Origin of the sequence: Micromonospora pallida (assembly GCF_900090325.1) — a bacterium.
Taxonomy (GTDB): Bacteria; Actinomycetota; Actinomycetes; order Mycobacteriales; family Micromonosporaceae; genus Micromonospora; species Micromonospora pallida.
Genome location: NZ_FMHW01000002.1, coordinates 3,448,992 through 3,466,082 on the forward strand (window position 1 = coordinate 3,448,992; position 17,091 = coordinate 3,466,082).

Genomic DNA, 17,091 nt, shown 5'->3' on the forward strand with positions numbered 1-17,091 from the left:
TCAGCAGCGCGCGTCGTTCCGCACCGCCAGAAGCGGCAGGCCCGCTGCGTACCGCCGGAAGAAGCCTGCGGTCGGAGTGTCCGCCGCCGCGACGTCGTCCGGGATGCCCTCCGCGACCACCGCGCCCCCGTGCGGCCCGGCTCCTGGCCCGAGGTCGACCACCCAGTCCGCCGACGCGGCGACGGGAATGTCATGTTCGGCCACGACGACGGTGTTGCCCGAGTCGAGCAACACATCGAGTGCGTCCACCACACGCTGGATGTCAGACGGGTGCAGGCCCGAGACCGGCTCGTCGAGAATGACGAGACCGATTTTGCGACTCGCAGCACCGCGCTGGATCGCGGATGCCAGCTTCAGGCGCTGCGCCTCACCGCCGGACAACTCGGTGGCGCTCTGTCCGAGTTGGAGATAGCCGAGCCCGACTTGGTCCAGTGCCCCCAGGGTTTCGGCGAGCTGCCGGGGCTCGGAGAAGCGCTGCACGGCCTCGGCGACGGTCAGGTCCAGAACCTGGTCGATGACCAACCCGTTGTACCTGATGTCCAGGGCCTCCGGTTTATAGCGGCGGCCCTCGCACGCGTCGCATACCACCCACACATCCGGCAGAAAGTGCATGTCGACCAGTTTGCGGCCATAGCCGGCGCAGTTCTCGCAGCGGCCGCCGCCCGCAGCGTTGAAGCTGAACCAGGAGGCGTTGAGTCCGCGCCTGCGCGCGATGTCGGTCTCGGCGAACAGCTTGCGGACGATGTCGAACGCCTTGCTGTACGTGGCCGGGTTGGACCGCGGCGTTCGCCCGAGCGGTTCCTGATCGACGACGGCGACCCAACTGAACCCCTCGACGCCGGTGACCTCCCGCACCGTGTCCGTCGCCGTCCCGTTCAGAGCGGCCTCCACACCCGACCCGAGCGCACCGAGCAAGCTGCTCTTGCCGCTGCCGCTCACCCCGGTCAGGCAGGTGAGCCGATTGGCCGGGAAACGCACCAGATCCGCAGTCACGTTGTGCGCACGCAGGCCGTGCAGCCTTACCCAGCCGGTGTCATCCCCGACCGGGCGGCGGGTCCGGTGCAGCCGCAGCCCCTTACCGGCCAGATAACGCCCCGTCAACGACTTCGGGTGGGCGGCCACGTCGGCGGGAGGTCCCGACACGAGGACCTCACCGCCGAGACGGCCCGCACCGGGCCCCATGTCGATCACCCAGTCGGCTCGGGCAATCAGCTCCGGGTCGTGCTCGACTAGGAGCACCGTGTTGCCAGCCTCACGCAGGTCCAGGGCGATGTCGAGCAGGTGCGCCTTGTCCGCCGGATGCAGCCCGGTCCCGGGCTCGTCGAGGACGAAGATAATGCCGCTCAGCTCGGTGCTGAGCTGCGCGGCGAGCCGGGTCCGCTGCGACTCGCCCGCGGACAGCGACGCCGCGTTCCGGGACAGTTGGAGATGGGCCAGGCCGAGCCGGTCGAGGATTCCCAGCCTGCGGCCCAGGTCGTGCAGCAACGGCTCACCCACTTCGCGCTGCCGGGCGCTCAGGTCGTCCGCCACGCGTCCCGCCCAGTTGCGCACTTCCAGTACGTCCACCTCGAGCAGGTCGGGGTACGTCAGGCCGCCGAGCCGCACGGACCGGGCCACCTGGTCGTACCCGCTGCCCCCGCAGGTGCCGCAGGGTTGCTTACGCATGTACGGCAGGTAGCGTTGCCTGGCGCTGGCCGTCTGGGCGTTCACGAACACCCGCTCCACCTCGGCAAGCGCGCCCCGCAGCGGCTGGCTCGACGTGTACGTCAACTGGACGGTCTCATTCTTGTTCGACATGTCGACGGTCGCCTCGATCTTTTCCTCACCCGTGCCGTACAGCACGCAGCAGCGGAAGTCCTCAGGCAGCGACTGCCAGGATCGACCGAGGTCCACGCCCCGCTTCTCGGCAAGCGCCGGTACGAACGCGTGCTCCCCCGACCGCCACTTCGCGTACCACGGCGAGGCCCCCTCGAAGAGTGGAAGCTCCGGGTGGGTGATGACCAGGTCCTCCTGCGCCTGCCAGTGTCCGCCCACCCCGTGGCACTTCACACATCCCCCTTCCGGCGTATTACGGTCAAAATAAGCGGTCGTCAGACGCCCGCCCCCGACCGCCGCCGCCGAATCTGTGCCGATCGCCGGAAGACGCGAGTACAGCAGCCCCAGGTGCCCGTCGATGCCGGTGATCGTCGCGACCGTGGAGCGGGGGTTGCGGTTCAGTCGACGCTGGTCGACCGTGAGCGTCGCGCCGAGTCCGAGGATGCGATCGACCTTCGGCCGATTCCGCTGGGTGATGTACTGCCGTACGAACGGCGAGAGCCCCTCCAGATAGCGCAACTGAGCTTCGTTGTGCAGGGTGTCGATGGCCAGCGAGGTCTTGCCGCTGCCACTCACTCCGGTGAAGGCGACAAGCTGTCCCTTCGGGATACTCACGGACACGTCCCGCAAATTGTTGGTACGAGCCCCCACAACGTCAATCGTCTCGCGTCCCGTACTCGCGACATCCCGTACGAATGCAGTCAACCCTCGTCCACCCTCTCGCAACGCGTCATAGCCTGGGCGCAGCGGCCCATCCACCCGTGCCGAACACACCGATCACGCCACTGCCCGGCAGGCCGTCACCGGTGGCCCTGAGCGGTCGCTGCACCAGATCTGTCCGGCCCCGCGCGGCCGTACTGCGGATCAGGTCTCGGAATCCGCGATGAGCTTCGCGGTGTCGGGGGCGAAGACGGTCATCCAGTGCGGATGCAGCCGGTAGTAGACGACGTCGTTCTCCCAGTCGAAGAGGTCATCGCCGTAGAAGTCCTTGAGGTACGCCAACAGTTCCGGCCAGTCCGCGGCCGGATCGCTGTCGCGAGGGTTGAGAGTTTCCACTTTGCCATGCGTGAACACGCCCAGGTCCTCACCGCGCATGTGCGCGGCGCTGACGGCGGACCGCGCCGCGAGGTGGCGGGCCTTGATTGCGCCGCGCGCCGTGCCGAAGTGCCACTTTCCGTGCAGGAAGTGCCCATCCACACCGCTGATCCGTGGCGCGCCTTTCGCCGTCACGGTGGACAGGGCGAGAGTGCACATGCCGGTGAGGACCTGGGTGAGCTGCTGCGCGGTCAGGGTGCACTCGGTGTTGATGATCGAGCGGAGGTGCGCGGCGGAGCGGGAGAGGGAGTCGTCAAGGAGGACCTGAAGCTCTTTGAGCTCTTCTGGAGTTTCGCGCACGGAGTTCCTCGTCTATCTGTCCGTCCATGGTCGGTCCACGCCGACCCGATAAACCCCATCCTCGATCCAAATCCTGACACCTTGTGTCACATACCCTCATCCGTCTTGCGGATGCCACCGGAACGCCACCGCAGGAGGCCGGCGACCATGCGGTCGCCCGCCTCCTGCGGCTACCAGCCACGCACCGCACGGCTGGCTTCCCGTGCGGCGTCACCCCCGGAACCGGACATCCCGGCCGTCGCCAGAGGGCCAGTGCCGGACGGATGTCACCCGCCCGCGCCCGCGAGGGCGGGTTCGGGGTCGGATCCGCCCGTCACCGGCAGGGGCTCGTGGTGCTTGGACAGCTCGCTGGGCCACCACATCCATCGGCCCACGTCCAGAGTCAGCGCGGTGACCAGCACCGAACGAACGATCATCGTGTCCAGCAGCGATCCCAACGCCGCGAAGGTACCGGCCAGCACCAGACCCGCCGAGGTGATCACAGGGACAGTCGGACGCGGCGCGCCGGTGAGTTGATCGCCCAGCCCTCATGGCTGGCTACCTGCGGAAGGGAACGGTTGGGCCGAACGCGCTGTTCGGCACAAGAAGGCGGGACGTCGAGCGGGTACGCCCAGCAGCGCAAGGGCCGCCACGGGGCGGCGTCACTCGCAGACGTTGTTTCCGCTGTTTGCTACGGCCGGGCCTCGCAGCAACAGACGGTGAGGGATACGAAGAGCCTGAACGCACGCGATCACCACCTCGGGATGCCCGGACTTCATCGCACACGAGCGGGAAGCGATGGCTCTTCCTCTGGAGCTATCGCCGTAGCTTCCGGACCAAAAACAACTCCAGCCCTGGTCTCCGACATCCTCGAGCGCCTCGGCGCCGACCCCAACAGGCGTCCCACACCCCTCACCGACAGCGATGCACACGGATGACAACCTGGTTGCCAACCCGGGTAAGTGAGGGGTTTTCGGGGGGAGGTTCAAAACCTTATAGAAGAAGATAAAAGCCCTAACCAGATTTTCGCTGGTCAGGGCTTTCTGCCTGTCGGGACGGCCGGATTCGAACCGACGACCCCTTGACCCCCAGGACGATCCGCCACACGTCCACGCACGTCACGCACGCTATGCCCATGATCAAGCTGTTCGGCCGACGATTCAACGTCTACCGTCACGCATCACGTATGGCCCCCACGTGGTCCCCGAGGACTGACACAGCTGGCCGCAATGCCACAGGGCTCAGGAAGTTCGGACACGGCCAAGTCCTAGACGGCGGCGAGCTGCCTCAACCTGCGCAGCCACACCCAGGCGTCGACCCTCGAACCCCGTCCCATCGGGCAAACGACGGATACACCGCGCTCCCCTGCCTCGCGGAATCAGGCGCGCAAGATGATCGATTAGGGTGCCATCGTGAGGCGACACATGGCCCAGATCGCCCTGCAGATCGGCGGCCAGCGTCATCGCGCAGCCCGGACACGCCGACTTCCCGGCATCGAGCGCGGGCGGATGACGGCGGCTCCGCCGGCCTCAGCCCCGGGCGCCGCCCGGTCGACCTCGGCCAGTCCCGGATGCCTGGTAACCGACGCGCGGAGCCCGTACCACCGGACCGTTGCCCGATCCGGGGCGGAAGTCTCGCGCCGCGCCGGCAACCATCTCGTCGGGATCGCGACCGAGCGCCTGCCGGATGTGCGGCGGGACCACCTCCGACTTCGCCATCGCCATCCGAACCTGCACCGAGCGGTCGTCAAGCAGGCGTCGCAGATCCGCCTCGTCCAGGTCGACCGCGAGCACCAGTGCGGCGCGGACGTCCACCACGGGATCTTGGGCAAGTGCGCTGCGCTGGGCGGTGGTGGTCCGCGGGTTGCGGGCGAGCCCCTTGCGTACACGTGCGGTGCGATCGGCCATCAGGGCGGTGATCACGTCGGGATCGTGGGTATGGGTGGCGAGTCGTTCCCGTACCTCTGGTGAGACGTCGTCAAGCAGCCGCGCGGCCAACTCGGGCTCCAGTTCGCGCCTTTCCGCGAGGAGACCGCGTAGCTCCTTGTCGGGGGCCTCCGCCATTACCCGGCGAATCGACTCGTCGCAGGCCGGGTTGCCGGCGACCGCCCAGCGGACCCACCGGTCGGCGTCTTTGACGAGTCGCAGGAGATTGGCGACCGAGGTCGAGGGGTTTCTCGCCACAGCCTCCCGGACCTGACGATCATGGTCCCGGGTCAGCGGTCGCAGTGCCTGCGCGGGCGCGTCGGTGCGGGTCGCGACCGCCTTACGAACCACGGCCGACGGGTCGGACGCCAGGTCGATGAGGGCCATCTGGGACGTTAGAGGATCCTGCGCGAAGGCGAGCCGCGCATCGACGCTGCCACCCGTCGCACCGTCCGAGGCGGCACCTGACCCACTTTGACGGTTGGGCCCGCCGACATCCTGCTGTTTCCCCATGGGCGTCATCATGTCACGGGCCGACCGGGGAACCGCGAGCCCCGACTAGCGCTTTGACGGTGATCGGAGCGTCACTACCGCGGATCCCCGGCAGGTCGACACCGACGCGCGGCTCCCGCCGCAGCGGCACGAGCGGGGCGACTTGGTTCCTGTGGAACTTGACCGGCGTGGTCCCCAGAGCGCCGAAAAGGGCCGACCCTATATCCGGATCAGCCCTCTGACCTGCGTCGGGACGGCCGGATTCGAACCGACGACCCCTTGACCCCCAGAGATCCAGCCGATCTATCGGCACCTACCAGACGATGCCAAACCGTGACGGATGTGCAGGTCAATGGCCAGGTGACTCCCGATCTCTGCCGGCCCGTCCCCGACCGTCCGTGAGACGGTTGTGAGAGATTCCGGTGGGTGAGGGCGCTGGGCAGCAACGTCCAGCGCCCTCAGGCCAGCAGGGTCGATCAGTCGCCGACGCCCACAGACTGAGCCCTCTCGCTAAGACAACAGCAAACGCCGGTCACCTTTGATGTTTCTGCGACCATGTCGTGATCGGTGCCGGTCCCCGCCATAACCGCCGCGTGAATCACGCGGGCCGCATTGGCTTTCGCCGCGAATGACCAGCGAATTGAGCTAATAGACGGTGTCGATCTAGTCCTGTTGATGAATGAACACCTGGGCGCCCATACACGCAGATCAGCGGCAGAGCGTGGGGGCCTATCTGTGCCGCCGCAGTTTCGACCACGACCGGGTTCTCGCACACCCTGACGGTGTGAAGGCCGGGTCCGGGTTCCCACGCGCGGCGCAGCGACCGGGCGGTCAGCCAGACTGGCTCACCGGTCTCGGCGGCTGCGGCGGTGATTGCCGCTGCGGCACCGGAGCCGGCCAGAGGCAGGTTGAGGACGAGGACAGTCGCCGAGACTTCGTCGCAGCTAACGCCGACGCTCGCCCACAACTGCCGCCATCCGTCGGCACTCAACGCAGTGCCGGCCGCGGCCGCGGCGGCGCCGAGGCCCTACCCGCCACGCCCCACGTTCGATGAGACGGCGCTGCTCCTTCTACCGTCAACCGTGCACGAGGGTGATTTGGGGGTCTGCGGGGCTGTGACCTGGGGTGTTGTGTCGGGAGGCACGCACTAAACGGGTCGGGTTCTATCGTTGGCGGTCGTGGCGTACGTACGGACGGTGAAGACGGCTTCCGGGGCGCGGGCGGTGCAGATCGTGCACTCTCAGCGGCGGGGGTCGCGGAATATCGAGCGCATCGGGTCGGCGCATACCGACGCGGACCTGGAACTGCTCAAGGCGGTGGCGCGGCAGCGGATGGCCGTGGGGCAGGGCGAGTTGGACCTGTGGCTGCCGGGCGGCCCGGCCAACGGGGGTGGCCCGTTGCCGATCACGTCCACCCGCGCCGGGCACCTGCTCGACGGGGACTGCTGGACGCGATCGTGATCCGGGCGCCTGTCCTGCCCGCGGCCATGATTCGGCTGGGCAGCGCCCACCCCCGTGGGCGCGGGCGTCGTCGCTACTCGTCGACGGCATCCGGGCTACGCAGCGGGCGATGTCCGCGCCGAACCAGCAGCGCTCGCTGTGCGTACAGGGCGGGCCGGGTACCGGCAAGACTGCTCCCGCTACGCCGAACTCGTCGTCCGATACGAAGCCACCCTCATCGTAGTTGGGGTGTGGAGACGAGCCCTCGTTCGTAGGCGGCGATGACGAGCTGTGCGCGGTCGCGGGCGTGCAGCTTGGACAGGAGGCTGCCGATGTGGGTCTTCACGGTTCCCATCGAGATGCTGAGGGCTTGGGCGATCTCCTGGTTGGACAGGCCACGGCCGACGAGGGTGAGCACTTCCGTCTCTCGATCGGTGAGCACACTCTGAGTCCGCGCTGTTCTCGGTGCGGACTGGTCGAGGTAGTGCTTTACGAGACGGGTGAGGATGCTCGGGGCGAACAGCGACTCGCCACTATGGGTGCGCCGTATCGCGTCGATGAGCTGGCCGGGTTCGGCGTCTTTGAGGAGGAAGCCGCTGGCTCCGGCTCGGAGTGCGGCGTGGACGTATTCATCCAGCTCGAACATGCTGAGCACGACGATGCGGGTGCTGGTCAAGGCAGGGTCGGCGGTGATACGGCGGGTGGCGTCGATGCCGTCACCGCCAGGCATGCGGATGTCCATGAGCACGACGTCGGGGCGTAGTTGCCCGGCGCGGGCGACGGCCGCCTCGCCGGTGTCCGCCTCGCCGGCGACAACGAGGTCAGGTGCGCTGTCGATGATGAGCCGGAGGCTGTGGCGGATGAGGGGTTGGTCGTCAACGACGAGCACTTGCACGCTCATCGGCGCTCCGCCCGGTCAGCGGTCTCAGGCAGGCGTGCGGTGACTCGGTAGCCGTGGCCGGCGCGTTCGGCATGCAAGCTACCGCCCAACGCGCCGACGCGCTCGCGTAGGCCTGCCAGGCCCGCTCCGGCGCCGGGGTGGGGCACCCAGCCGGGGGTGGGCCCGTCGTCGGCGACCGTGGCGATGATCGCGTCACTGTCGCGGTGGACCGCAATGTGGGCGCTGGTGGGTCCGGCGTGTCGGGCGGTGTTGGCGAGGGCCTCGCGCACGATCGCGCATACGGTGAGCTGCACGCCTGCGGACACCTCGCCGGTATCGCCGATGTCGAGGGTCACGGTGACTCCGCTGGTGCGGGCGGAGTGCAGGATGTGGGGAAGGTCGTCCAGGGTCTCGGCGGGTCGCAGGGGCGCGTCGTCGCCGGGGGTGCGCAACACCGTGAGCAGGCGCCGCAACTCGGTGGTGGCCTGGCGGCCAGCGCGTTCGATGTCGGTCAGCGCGGCGACGCGTTCCGCGTCACCGGCTGGCCCGGTGAGGGTGCGTGCGGCGGTGGCACGGACGGTGATGAGTCCAAGCCCGTGGGAGGCGAGGTCGTGCAGGTCGCGGGCGATGCGCAGCCGCTCGGCGTACGCGGCCCGTTCGGCTGCCCAGGCGGTCAGTTCGTCTTCGTAGATGCGCCGCTGCCGGCGGGTGCGAAGCAGCGCCCACGCCAGCACCGAAACAGCGCAGCTGGCGGCGGCGAGCAGGACGGCAAGGGTTTCGGCCGGCTGGACAACGCCGATGGTCGACAGCGCGAGGACAAGGGTCGCGAGCAGGAGGGCGGTGATCAGCCACACGCGTGAGCGCAGCACGGGCCGATCAGTGGATTCCACGTGTCCAAGTCTAGGTTTATTGCCGTTGCGCGCATCGGACCTGAGTCCGACAGACCACGGTCAGAAGAGCACGGCGAAGTCCCGACTCGGGGCCGATGCCTGCGCGACGTGATCGGTCTGAGATGTTGGTCATGCTCTTGGTCGAACAACTCGTCAAACGCCACGGCTCCCGCACCGTTCTCGACCGCGTCAGTTTCGAAGCGCGAGCGGGGCGGGTGACCGCGTTCCTCGGCCCGAACGGCGCGGGTAAGTCCTCCACGCTGCGGATCCTGCTCGGACTGGACTGCGCCGACGGCGGCAGCGCCCTCGTCGGCGGCCGCCCGTACCGGAGCCTGCGGAATCCGCTCCGCACGGTCGGGTCGATGCTCGACGGCTCCGGCGCACACCGCTCCCGCACGGCGCGAAACCACCTGGCCTGGGTGGCGCGCAGCAACGACATCCCGCGCCGCCGCATCGGGGAAGTGCTGGAACAGGTCGGATTGGCCGACGCCGCCAGGGTCCGCGTCGGCCGGTACTCGCTGGGCATGGGGCAAAGGCTCGGGCTGGCGACGGCGCTATTGGGCGAGCCAGAGGCGCTCGTGCTGGATGAGCCGGTCAATGGCCTAGACCCGGAGGGCATCCGTTGGATTCGCGGGCTGCTGCGCCGCCACGCTGACGCCGGTGGCACCGTGCTGCTGTCCAGCCACCTGATGGGTGAGGTCGCAGGACTCGCCGATGACCTCGTCGTCATCGCCGACGGTCGGATCGTCAAGGCCGGGACTCTGGCGGAGGTGACCGTCGGGTACGGCAGCCTGGAGGACGCCTTCTTCGCCCTCACCGGCGGCGGAAACGGAGTCGGGCAATGAACGCATGGAACACGTTCGCAGCGGAGTTGCGGAAGACCGCGACCCTGCCCGCCGCGTGGGCCGGGGTCGCAGTGGCGCTGCTCGGATCGGTTGCGATCACGCTACTGAACGCCTTCTCGACTCGTGCCGCGCTCGACGCGGGCCAGCCGGAGACCCGAGCGTTCACCTCCCCGTTCGAGACGGCGTTCGCCGCGATGCCGCTGGGCACCGTCGGCGCGGTTGTCATCGGGGTGATCGTCTTCAGCAGCGAGTACATGGCCAACAGCACCGATGCCGGCGGGGGCCGGCAGATCACTGCGGCCCTCACCGCATCTCCGCGCAGGGTGGGCCTCCTCGCGGCGAAGGCGGCCACCATCGTCGTGTTCGTCGCAGTGGTTGCCGTGGTCACCCTGCCCATCACCGTCGGCATCGCACGGGCCGTCATCGGCGAGGCCGGAACCGAAACCGTGACGCTCGACGAAGCGGTGACGCGCTGTCTCGGTGGCACCCTCTACTGGGCTCTCACCGGGCTCATCGCGTTTGCGATCACTGTGCTGACCCGCAGCGGCATCATCCCGCTCATCGTTCTCATCGTGAACAGCTCTGTGGTGTCGTTCTCGCTGCTGCTGACGAACCTCACCCCGCTCGCGCACTGGCTTCCCGATATGGCCGGCCGCAGGCTCTTCGGCGGCCTCTACACCATCGAGGGCGGGCTGGACGCCGTACCGGGCGCGCTCGTCATGGGTGGCTGGACACTCGCCCTGCTCATCGTCGCCACAGTCGTCTTCCGCCGTCGAGACGCGTGAATATCGTGCGCATCGGAAACGTCACCACGGCCGAACTCGACAAGCTCCGCACCCTGCCCGCAACGACGCTCACCGCCATCGGCGCGATCGCCACCGGCATCGTGATCGCCGCAGCCCTCGCCGCCTCCGCAGTCGCTCAGGGCGCGCAGGCATCAGCCGTCGACATCACCCTCCAGACGGTGCCGTTCGCGCAGGCAGGGTTCGTTCTGCTGGGTATCCTGCCCGCTACGCACGAGCACGCCGGCCGCCAGCTCAGCACGACCCTCACGTCCGTGCCGAAACGCGGCCTGTTGGTCACCGGCAAGACGGTTGCCGCGCTCCTCGTCGTCGCCGTCACCGCGGCAGTGAGTATCGGCGCAAGCCTCGCCGCCGCTACGATCGCGCAGCACCTGACAGACGTCCCGTCTCCTGCCGACGACGGCGAGCCGGGGCTTCTCGCCGGCGCGGCAGCTTACCTCACGCTGATCGGCCTGCTCTCCCACGCCGTCGCATTGCTCGTGCGACACCTCGTGCCCGCACTCGTCGGAACGCTCAGCCTCGTGCTCATCGTCTCACCCGTGCTCGCCGGGGTCACCGAACACGCCCGCTGGCTCCCCGACCGCGCCATCGCACAGCTATACGACAATACGGACACCGCACTCACCCCGGGTACCGGCGCTCTCATCGGCCTCGCGTGGATCGTCCTAATCGGGAGCATCGCGATCGCACGATTCATCCGGCACGAACCATGAATACCGTCACCGGTAAGCCGGCGACGTTCAGTGTCCTCGCGACGGCTCCCATGATCGCCCACCGCACGGGTGTGCCCTCCTCGCGGACTGCGCCGCGGCCAGGGATCCGGGCCCGGGTGCAACTTCCAAGAGATCCCTTTGATGACCGGCCGGTGATCCCTCCACCGTCCACGCCTCATCGGTCAGCTCACCACGACACACCACCGGCACATCGTCAACGGCCCGCCGATACAAGCTCGGTTGCGGCTCGGGCGCTCCGGCGACCGCCGGTTCGATCTGTCCGACCGCCCGGGGTAGTGGAGGACCACGCGAGGCGGCCCTCCCCCGCCTCCTCCGCCGATGACGCCGATCATCCGCAGCGGCGCCTATTCGACAGGGGCCCCGCCCTACGCGCCTCCCGCTCAGCCGGCAAGGTCGACGACTGCCCTGACGGCGATCGCGTGGTCCTGACCCGGCGCTCCCCCACCGATGCCCAGCGCGCCGATCACTCGGCCGTCGTGCCGGATCGGCACGACGCCCGCGATTGGGCTGTGTCAAGGATCTTGGACAGGTCTTCGTAGGTTTGCTGGTCAGGCTGCTATCGGGGTCTGGTGTTCGGCGAGGGCTTCGGCTGGGGTTCGGTAGTCGAGGGCGGAGTGCAGCCGTTGCCGGTTGTAGAACACTTCGATGTACTCGGCGACGGCGAATCGGGCTCGGGCTCGGGTGTCGAAGCGTTGCCGGTGATACATCTCGTTCTTGAGGGTGGCGAAGAACGATTCGGCGGCGGCGTTGTCCCAGCACACACCGGTACGGCCCACGCTCGTGCGCATCCGGGTTCGAGCGCAGTAGCGGGCGAAATCGGCGGAGGTGTACTGGGCTCCGCGGTCGGAGTGGAACACCGCGCCGGGGCGGATATGCCCGTGGTGTTGGGCCATGGCGAGTGCGTCAACGATGAGGCTGGTCCGCATGTGCTCGGCGGTCTGCCACCCGACGACCATCCGGGTGGCCAGATCGATGACCGTGGCCAGATACAGCCAGCCCTCACCTGTCTTCAGGTAGGTGATGTCACCGACGAGACGGGGGCGGTGAAGTCCCTGCCGATCAGGTCAGCGGAAACGACCGGATCCTGACCGGGCAGCGTGGTCCGCTTGTACGCCCGTGGCTGGCAGGCCCGCAAGCCGAGCTCACGCATCAGGTCAGCGACCAGGCCGACGCTGCACGCGATGCCCTGCCGGTTGAGCGTCGCCGTGACCCGCCGGCAGCCGTAGACGCCCCGGGCAGCGTCGAAGATCCGCCGCACATGTACGGCCAGGTCCCGGCGTCGAACGGCGGTGGCAGTCTCGGCCCGGCCACGCCACGCGTAGTACGTGGAACGGGAAACACCCAGTAGTCGGCACATCCACGCGATCGGGTAGGTGGCCTTCTCCGCGTCGAGCAACGCGCACCGCAGCGCTACGGGTGCATCCGGGCGAAGAAGGCCGCGGCTTTTTTCAGGAACTCGTTCTCCATCCGCAACCGGCGGATCTCGTCTTCCATCTCTTTCACGCGGGCGGCCTCCACCGGAGTGCTGTTCTCCCCAGCCACAGCGTGCTCACGCCGCCACGCGTTGACCCAGTTACCCAACGTGCCGTCATGGATCCCCAGATCACGCGCGACGACCGCGATCGGCTTACCAGTCTCGATCACCATCTGCACAGCCTCGGCCTTGAACTGCGGGCTGAACCGACGACGCTGCTCGGGCATGGACTCATCCTCTCAACTCGGAGGACATGTCCAAGATCCTTGGTACACCTCATGGTCGCTGAGGCGCTGTTCCATGGCGGTGCACGCATCGATCCGGCCGAGCATGGCACGGGCCAGGAACGCGTGGTGGGCGCCGAAACGGCCGGTGAGCGCCTGGGTGAGTAGCGGCCGCTTGCGGCGCATGCTGGCCATGGCCAGCTCGGCCAGCACCGCCGGGTCACGCTCGCCAGCGATCAGCGCCTCCAGCATCGCTCGGGCGGACTTACCGGTCAGGTCCGACACCACCGCCGACAGCTTGACCCCCGAGTCCTCCAGAAGTTTCTCCAGGCGCTGAACTTCCCGCGTCCGCTCCCTGATGATCTCCGTGCGATAGCGGGTCAGGTCTCGTAGCTGTCGGATCGGCTCCGGAGGCACGAAACTGGCCCGCACGAGACCGTGCTCCACCAACTGGGCAATCCACTCGCAGTCCTTGACGTCGGTCTTACGTCCAGGCACCGCCTTCATGTGTCGGGCGTTGAGCAGCCAGCAGTCCATATCGTGTTCCAGCAGGTAGAACACCGGCTTCCAATAGGCGCCGGTGGCCTCCATACCGACCACCGTGACCTGCTCAGCCAACAGCCAGTCCCGCATCACCAGTAGGTCCGCGGTCATCGTGGTGAACGTACGGACCTCCCGACGACGACGCTGACCCGGCCCCGGCGTGCGGACACACACCTTCACGTCGGTCTTGCTGATGTCGATGCCCGCGCATCGACGATGGACCACATCCACGGCGGCGGCTCCTTCCCTCACCAGCCATCAGGGGCGGGCCATCCGGGAGGATCAACCAGGCTGAAGAGTCTGACACGCGTGCTCGAAGCAACAGTTCCGGGTGCCTGTCATCAAAATCCTCAGCGTCCTACTGACAGACGGGCTCACAGCACCAAGACGAGACGACGACATCCGGACGGCCCAGCCCGATTTTCACCCCGATCGGGGTCACGCCGCTAGGCGCGCGGACTACTGACTGCTACAACTGCACACCCCCGAAGCTCCATGGAGGGCGAGGCTCTGGCACACATTTTGTGAGTCGTGCTCGTCGTTAGTTCGGGTTGGTTGCCCGGATGGAGATCATCTCGGCGTTGCTTCCGCATCTGGTGGGCCTGCGGTTGGAGGCGGTGGTGGTCCGGGGTGTCGGGGTCAGGATCGAGGCGGCGACACAGACGGTGCGGGCGCAGTGCGGCGCGTGCGGTACCTGGTCGGCCACTGTGCATGGTCGCTATGTGCGGCGGTTGGCCGATGTCAGGTTGGGTGGCCATGAGGTGCTGGTCGCGTTGACGGTCCGCCGATTCGCCTGCGTCAACAGCGACTGCAGGCGGCGGACGTTCGTCGAGCAGGTGCCTGGGCTGACTCGTCGGCATGCCCGTCACACGGTCCTGGCGGCGGGTGATCTGGAAGCCGTCGCGGTGGCGTTGGGTGGTCGGGCGGGCAGTCGGTTGGCGCAGCGGTTGGCGGTGTCGGTGTCGCGGATGACGTTGATCCGGATGATCCGGCGTATGCCCGACCCGCCGCCGGTGACGCCGACGGTGCTGGGCGTGGACGACTTCGCCCGCCGTCGCGGGCACCGATACGCCACCGTGCTGATCGACATGCACAGCCGCCGGCCGATCGACGTCCTGCCCGACCGCACCGCCGACACCCTCGCCGAATGGCTGCGCGAGCATCCCGGCGTCCGGGTCATCTGTCGGGATCGCGGTGGCAGTTACGCCGACGGCGCCCGCAAGGGTGCACCCGACGCGGTCCAGGTCGCCGACCGGTGGCACCTGCTGAAGAACCTCAGCGACGCCGTCGAGAAGGTCGTGCGTGGGCACCGCCGGTGCCTACGAGCGCACACCGATCCGACACCCGCCCTGTCTGCGCCGCCTCCGGCCGAGCCGGTCAGGGCGGGACGTCGGGCGGCGAACACCCGCCGACGCCACGCGGCCATGCACGCCCTGCGGGCCGAAGGGCTGTCGATAAGCGCGACCGCCCGGCGGCTCGACATGAACGTCAGAACCGCCCGCAAGTACGCCCGGGCCGCCACCGCCGAGGCGCTGATCGGCCCGAACGCCAGCAGCCGACCCAGCGTCCTGGCCCCGTTCCACGCCTACCTGCGGCAACGCCTCACCGACGGCGTCCACCAGACAGCCGCCCTGCACGCCGAGATCCTGGCCCGCGGCTACCAGGGCAGCCTGCGCGTGCTGCGGGACTGGCTCACCACCAACCGCGCCCGACCCACCCCTGTGGTCGTCCGGGTGCCGTCGGCTCGGCGGATCACCGCCTGGATCATGCGCCCCGGCCACAAACTCACCGACGACGACCGCACTGATCTCGCCGACGCTCGCAGCCGTTGCCCCGACCTCGACACCATTGCCGGCCTCGCCCGCAGCTTCGCCGCACTGGTCCGCCACCAGGGCAGCGGCCAGAACCTCGACGCCTGGATCGGCCGGGCCCGGCACGCCGGATACCCCGAAATCCGCGGCTTCGCCGCCGGCCTGGCCAGCGACCGCGACGCCGTCGTCGCCGGCCTCGCCCAACCTTGGAGTTCAGGCCCGGTCGAAGGCCAGGTCAACCGCATCAAAACGATCAAGCGACAGATGTACGGTCGCGCGAACCTCGACCTCCTCCGCAAACGCGTCCTCGCCACCCCGTGATCCGCTGCCAAGATCAATCACAGAATGTGTGCCAGAGCCAGTTTTCAGGCGGAGCCGACAGTGGGAAGCCCGCGCCCGATCAAGGAAGTGGGCGTTGTTCACGCCAGCGAGGCGGTGGCCGGGCCTGGGCGATGGTGGTCGCCGATTGGTTCATCGTCTCGCGACTCGCTGCAGGCGCCGGCGCTGCGCGCGACGGTGTGTCGGCACTCGACCGTTCGACGGGGCGCGCCCTGAAAGTTGCGGCGAACGTCCTGGCCGTCGCAGAACGCCGGCCGCCGTGCCGTCAGGTAGTCGGTTCGCCGAGCGACAGCATGAGCCGATTCGCCCAGTTGAAGAACGCCCCACTCATGATCGCGTCCAGAATCTCGAGCTCGTCGAGACCTGCCTCCCGCAGAAGCACGATCTCGGCCTCGCCGAACCGGACCGGCATCCGGGTGAGCGCCACGGTCGCGCGGACGATGGCGTTCCACCGCGCGCCGAGATCGGCGTCGACTCCCTCGTCGAGCAGGCGCTGCACCTCTTCTCGGCGCTTGGAGTGGTGGGACGCGAACGCCGAGTGCACCGAGGCGCAGTAGACGCAGCCGTTCAGCCTCGACGCCGCCGTCGCCGCCAGCTCACGGTCGGCGCGCGGCAGACCGGCCTTGGTGTTGTAGAAAATGTCAAAGTCGGTCTTCGTCCGTTCCAGCAGCGCCGCAGGATCCCGCGCGAGCAACCGGAAGTATGGGTTCTTGGCCCGCGATGCCTGTACCAACGACTCCAGGTGCTCCTCGGTCAGTTCGGACTCGTCGAGTGGATGCAGCCACGGATGCCAGCCGAGGACGTCCTGGGTGAACCGTGGCGGCCCGACGATCTCCACCTCGGGGGTGAGTGTCTCGCTCATGACAGGTCTCCTTCACGGCTCGCCCTCAGGGCTTGCAGCCCCTGGACGACACGGATCTGAAAGGTCAGGAACGCGACGAGCTGCGACAGCGACACGATCCCCGTCGTCGACCACCCGGCGTCGAGCAGCGCCTGCAGCCGGGCGCGGCTCGCGTCCTGCGGGTGGAACACCAGGAGGTGGGTGTGTTCGAGTGCCGCGACCAGCCGCTCGCCCAGTACGTCGACGCTTCCGACGGAGTCGATGACGTACTCGCTTCCGGTTGTGCTCTCGCCCGTGAGTTCGAGCCGGAACTGTCCGTAGGGCCCCTCGGTCGCACCGCGGCGGCTCTCGGCGAGGACGACGGTCAGAAGGGTTGCCGAGCCCTCCCCGCTGTCGAGCAGACGGTCCGTGTAGAACCGCGTCGCGGCATCGACGCCATGGAGGCAGGCGACGAACGCGGCGACGGCGAAGCGTTCCCGCAGCGTGAACTGCGAGTCGTCGCGCGGCTCGAAGAAGGCCCGGAAGCTGCCCTGAAGATGTTCACGCGCTTCCGGCCGGTTGTCGCGGATGGCCGAGATGCGATCGTCCGGCCGCACGCCGACGAGATGGTCGACGACGTCGAAGTCTGTGCTGGCCGACACGGGCGGTCCTTTCGGTGGTGC

General features: G+C 68.2%; 15 protein-coding genes and 4 pseudogenes. 5 read left to right on the plus strand and 14 right to left on the minus strand.

Annotated features, from left to right (window positions below; genetic code table 11):
• The 6 genes and pseudogenes from GA0074692_RS13715 to GA0074692_RS36510 form a co-directional block, all read right to left on the minus strand.
• Entirely contained in the window at positions 1 to 2,520 is a 2,520-nt protein-coding gene (locus GA0074692_RS13715; protein WP_091644513.1) for an excinuclease ABC subunit UvrA, read from the minus strand.
• A 159-nt stretch (positions 2,521 to 2,679) separates the two neighbouring features.
• Positions 2,680 to 3,210: a pyridoxamine 5'-phosphate oxidase family protein gene (locus tag GA0074692_RS13720; protein ID WP_091644516.1), complete on the minus strand. Its 531-nt coding sequence runs from the start codon at positions 3,208 to 3,210 to the stop codon at positions 2,680 to 2,682.
• Between the two features lie 266 nt (positions 3,211 to 3,476).
• Positions 3,477 to 3,692, minus strand: a complete 216-nt coding sequence (locus GA0074692_RS13725) for an MMPL family transporter (protein WP_425413330.1) — start codon at positions 3,690 to 3,692, stop codon at positions 3,477 to 3,479.
• A 1,026-nt stretch (positions 3,693 to 4,718) separates the two neighbouring features.
• Positions 4,719 to 5,627: a DUF2336 domain-containing protein gene (locus tag GA0074692_RS13730; protein ID WP_141725283.1), complete on the minus strand. Its 909-nt coding sequence runs from the start codon at positions 5,625 to 5,627 to the stop codon at positions 4,719 to 4,721.
• 577 nt (positions 5,628 to 6,204) lie between these two features.
• Positions 6,205 to 6,513, minus strand: coding sequence for a DUF2399 domain-containing protein (locus GA0074692_RS13735; RefSeq protein WP_281199114.1), 309 nt, complete (start codon positions 6,511 to 6,513; stop codon positions 6,205 to 6,207).
• 6 nt (positions 6,514 to 6,519) lie between these two features.
• A pseudogene (locus GA0074692_RS36510) lies at positions 6,520 to 6,609 on the minus strand (TIGR02679 domain-containing protein); the annotation flags it as partial.
• Between the two features lie 175 nt (positions 6,610 to 6,784).
• On the opposite strand from GA0074692_RS36510, the pseudogene GA0074692_RS34735 reads away from it, so the two are divergent.
• Positions 6,785 to 7,051: pseudogene (locus tag GA0074692_RS34735) on the plus strand (IS1634 family transposase); the annotation flags it as partial.
• 229 nt (positions 7,052 to 7,280) lie between these two features.
• Here GA0074692_RS34735 and GA0074692_RS13745 read toward each other — a convergent pair.
• Both GA0074692_RS13745 and GA0074692_RS13750 read right to left on the minus strand, forming a co-directional pair.
• Entirely contained in the window at positions 7,281 to 7,946 is a 666-nt protein-coding gene (locus GA0074692_RS13745; RefSeq protein WP_091644522.1) for a response regulator, read from the minus strand.
• The gene (locus tag GA0074692_RS13750) at positions 7,943 to 8,815 is read right to left on the minus strand and encodes a sensor histidine kinase (protein WP_091644525.1); all 873 of its coding nucleotides are present in this window, start codon (positions 8,813 to 8,815) and stop codon (positions 7,943 to 7,945) included. Before GA0074692_RS13750 ends, GA0074692_RS13745 begins: the two co-directional genes overlap by 4 nt.
• Before the next feature lie 131 nt (positions 8,816 to 8,946).
• Between GA0074692_RS13750 and GA0074692_RS13755 the strand changes: the two genes are divergently transcribed.
• Genes GA0074692_RS13755 through GA0074692_RS13765 form a run of 3 tightly spaced genes read left to right on the plus strand, consistent with a single transcriptional unit; the run spans position 8,947 to position 11,176 of the window.
• Positions 8,947 to 9,660 (plus strand): ABC transporter ATP-binding protein, encoded by a 714-nt coding sequence (locus GA0074692_RS13755; protein ID WP_091653412.1) that lies wholly within the window; start codon positions 8,947 to 8,949, stop codon positions 9,658 to 9,660.
• Positions 9,657 to 10,445, plus strand: coding sequence for an ABC transporter permease (locus GA0074692_RS13760; protein ID WP_091644527.1), 789 nt, complete (start codon positions 9,657 to 9,659; stop codon positions 10,443 to 10,445). Before GA0074692_RS13755 ends, GA0074692_RS13760 begins: the two co-directional genes overlap by 4 nt.
• On the plus strand, positions 10,442 to 11,176 hold the full coding sequence (locus GA0074692_RS13765) for a hypothetical protein (RefSeq protein WP_091644530.1): 735 nt from the start codon (positions 10,442 to 10,444) through the stop codon (positions 11,174 to 11,176). The genes GA0074692_RS13760 and GA0074692_RS13765 overlap by 4 nt, the downstream gene beginning before the upstream one ends.
• Before the next feature lie 98 nt (positions 11,177 to 11,274).
• On the opposite strand, the pseudogene GA0074692_RS36945 reads toward GA0074692_RS13765, so the two are convergent.
• The 4 genes and pseudogenes from GA0074692_RS36945 to GA0074692_RS13780 form a co-directional block, all read right to left on the minus strand.
• A pseudogene (locus tag GA0074692_RS36945) lies at positions 11,275 to 11,377 on the minus strand (IS5/IS1182 family transposase); the annotation flags it as partial.
• A 200-nt stretch (positions 11,378 to 11,577) separates the two neighbouring features.
• Positions 11,578 to 11,700 (minus strand): heme-binding protein, encoded by a 123-nt coding sequence (locus tag GA0074692_RS36950; protein ID WP_091644533.1) that lies wholly within the window; start codon positions 11,698 to 11,700, stop codon positions 11,578 to 11,580.
• A 45-nt stretch (positions 11,701 to 11,745) separates the two neighbouring features.
• A pseudogene (locus GA0074692_RS13775) lies at positions 11,746 to 12,898 on the minus strand (IS3 family transposase).
• Positions 12,899 to 12,910: 12 nt separating this feature from the next.
• Positions 12,911 to 13,690, minus strand: coding sequence for an IS110 family RNA-guided transposase (locus tag GA0074692_RS13780; protein ID WP_342672839.1), 780 nt, complete (start codon positions 13,688 to 13,690; stop codon positions 12,911 to 12,913).
• Between the two features lie 311 nt (positions 13,691 to 14,001).
• On the opposite strand from GA0074692_RS13780, the gene GA0074692_RS13785 reads away from it, so the two are divergent.
• Positions 14,002 to 15,570, plus strand: a complete 1,569-nt coding sequence (locus GA0074692_RS13785; protein ID WP_091644536.1) for an ISL3 family transposase — start codon at positions 14,002 to 14,004, stop codon at positions 15,568 to 15,570.
• 283 nt (positions 15,571 to 15,853) lie between these two features.
• Here GA0074692_RS13785 and GA0074692_RS13790 read toward each other — a convergent pair whose 3' ends face one another.
• Both GA0074692_RS13790 and GA0074692_RS13795 read right to left on the minus strand, forming a co-directional pair.
• On the minus strand, positions 15,854 to 16,450 hold the full coding sequence (locus GA0074692_RS13790) for an alkylhydroperoxidase domain protein (RefSeq protein WP_091644539.1): 597 nt from the start codon (positions 16,448 to 16,450) through the stop codon (positions 15,854 to 15,856).
• Entirely contained in the window at positions 16,447 to 17,070 is a 624-nt protein-coding gene (locus GA0074692_RS13795; RefSeq protein WP_091644541.1) for a CMD domain protein, read from the minus strand. The genes GA0074692_RS13790 and GA0074692_RS13795 overlap by 4 nt, the downstream gene beginning before the upstream one ends.
• Between the last annotated feature and the right edge of the window lie 21 nt (positions 17,071 to 17,091).

What these genes read in the sequence shown, in the direction of transcription:
- GA0074692_RS13790 (WP_091644539.1), bottom strand. Translation starts at nt 16,450, where the DNA reads ATGAGCGAGACACTCACCCCCGAGGTGGAGATCGTCGGGCCGCCACGG.
- GA0074692_RS13755 (WP_091653412.1), top strand. Translation starts at nt 8,947, where the DNA reads ATGCTCTTGGTCGAACAACTCGTCAAACGCCACGGCTCCCGCACCGTT.
- GA0074692_RS13745 (WP_091644522.1), bottom strand. Translation starts at nt 7,946, where the DNA reads ATGAGCGTGCAAGTGCTCGTCGTTGACGACCAACCCCTCATCCGCCAC.
- GA0074692_RS13785 (WP_091644536.1), top strand. Translation starts at nt 14,002, where the DNA reads ATGGAGATCATCTCGGCGTTGCTTCCGCATCTGGTGGGCCTGCGGTTG.
- GA0074692_RS13730 (WP_141725283.1), bottom strand. Translation starts at nt 5,627, where the DNA reads ATGGGGAAACAGCAGGATGTCGGCGGGCCCAACCGTCAAAGTGGGTCA.
- GA0074692_RS13760 (WP_091644527.1), top strand. Translation starts at nt 9,657, where the DNA reads ATGAACGCATGGAACACGTTCGCAGCGGAGTTGCGGAAGACCGCGACC.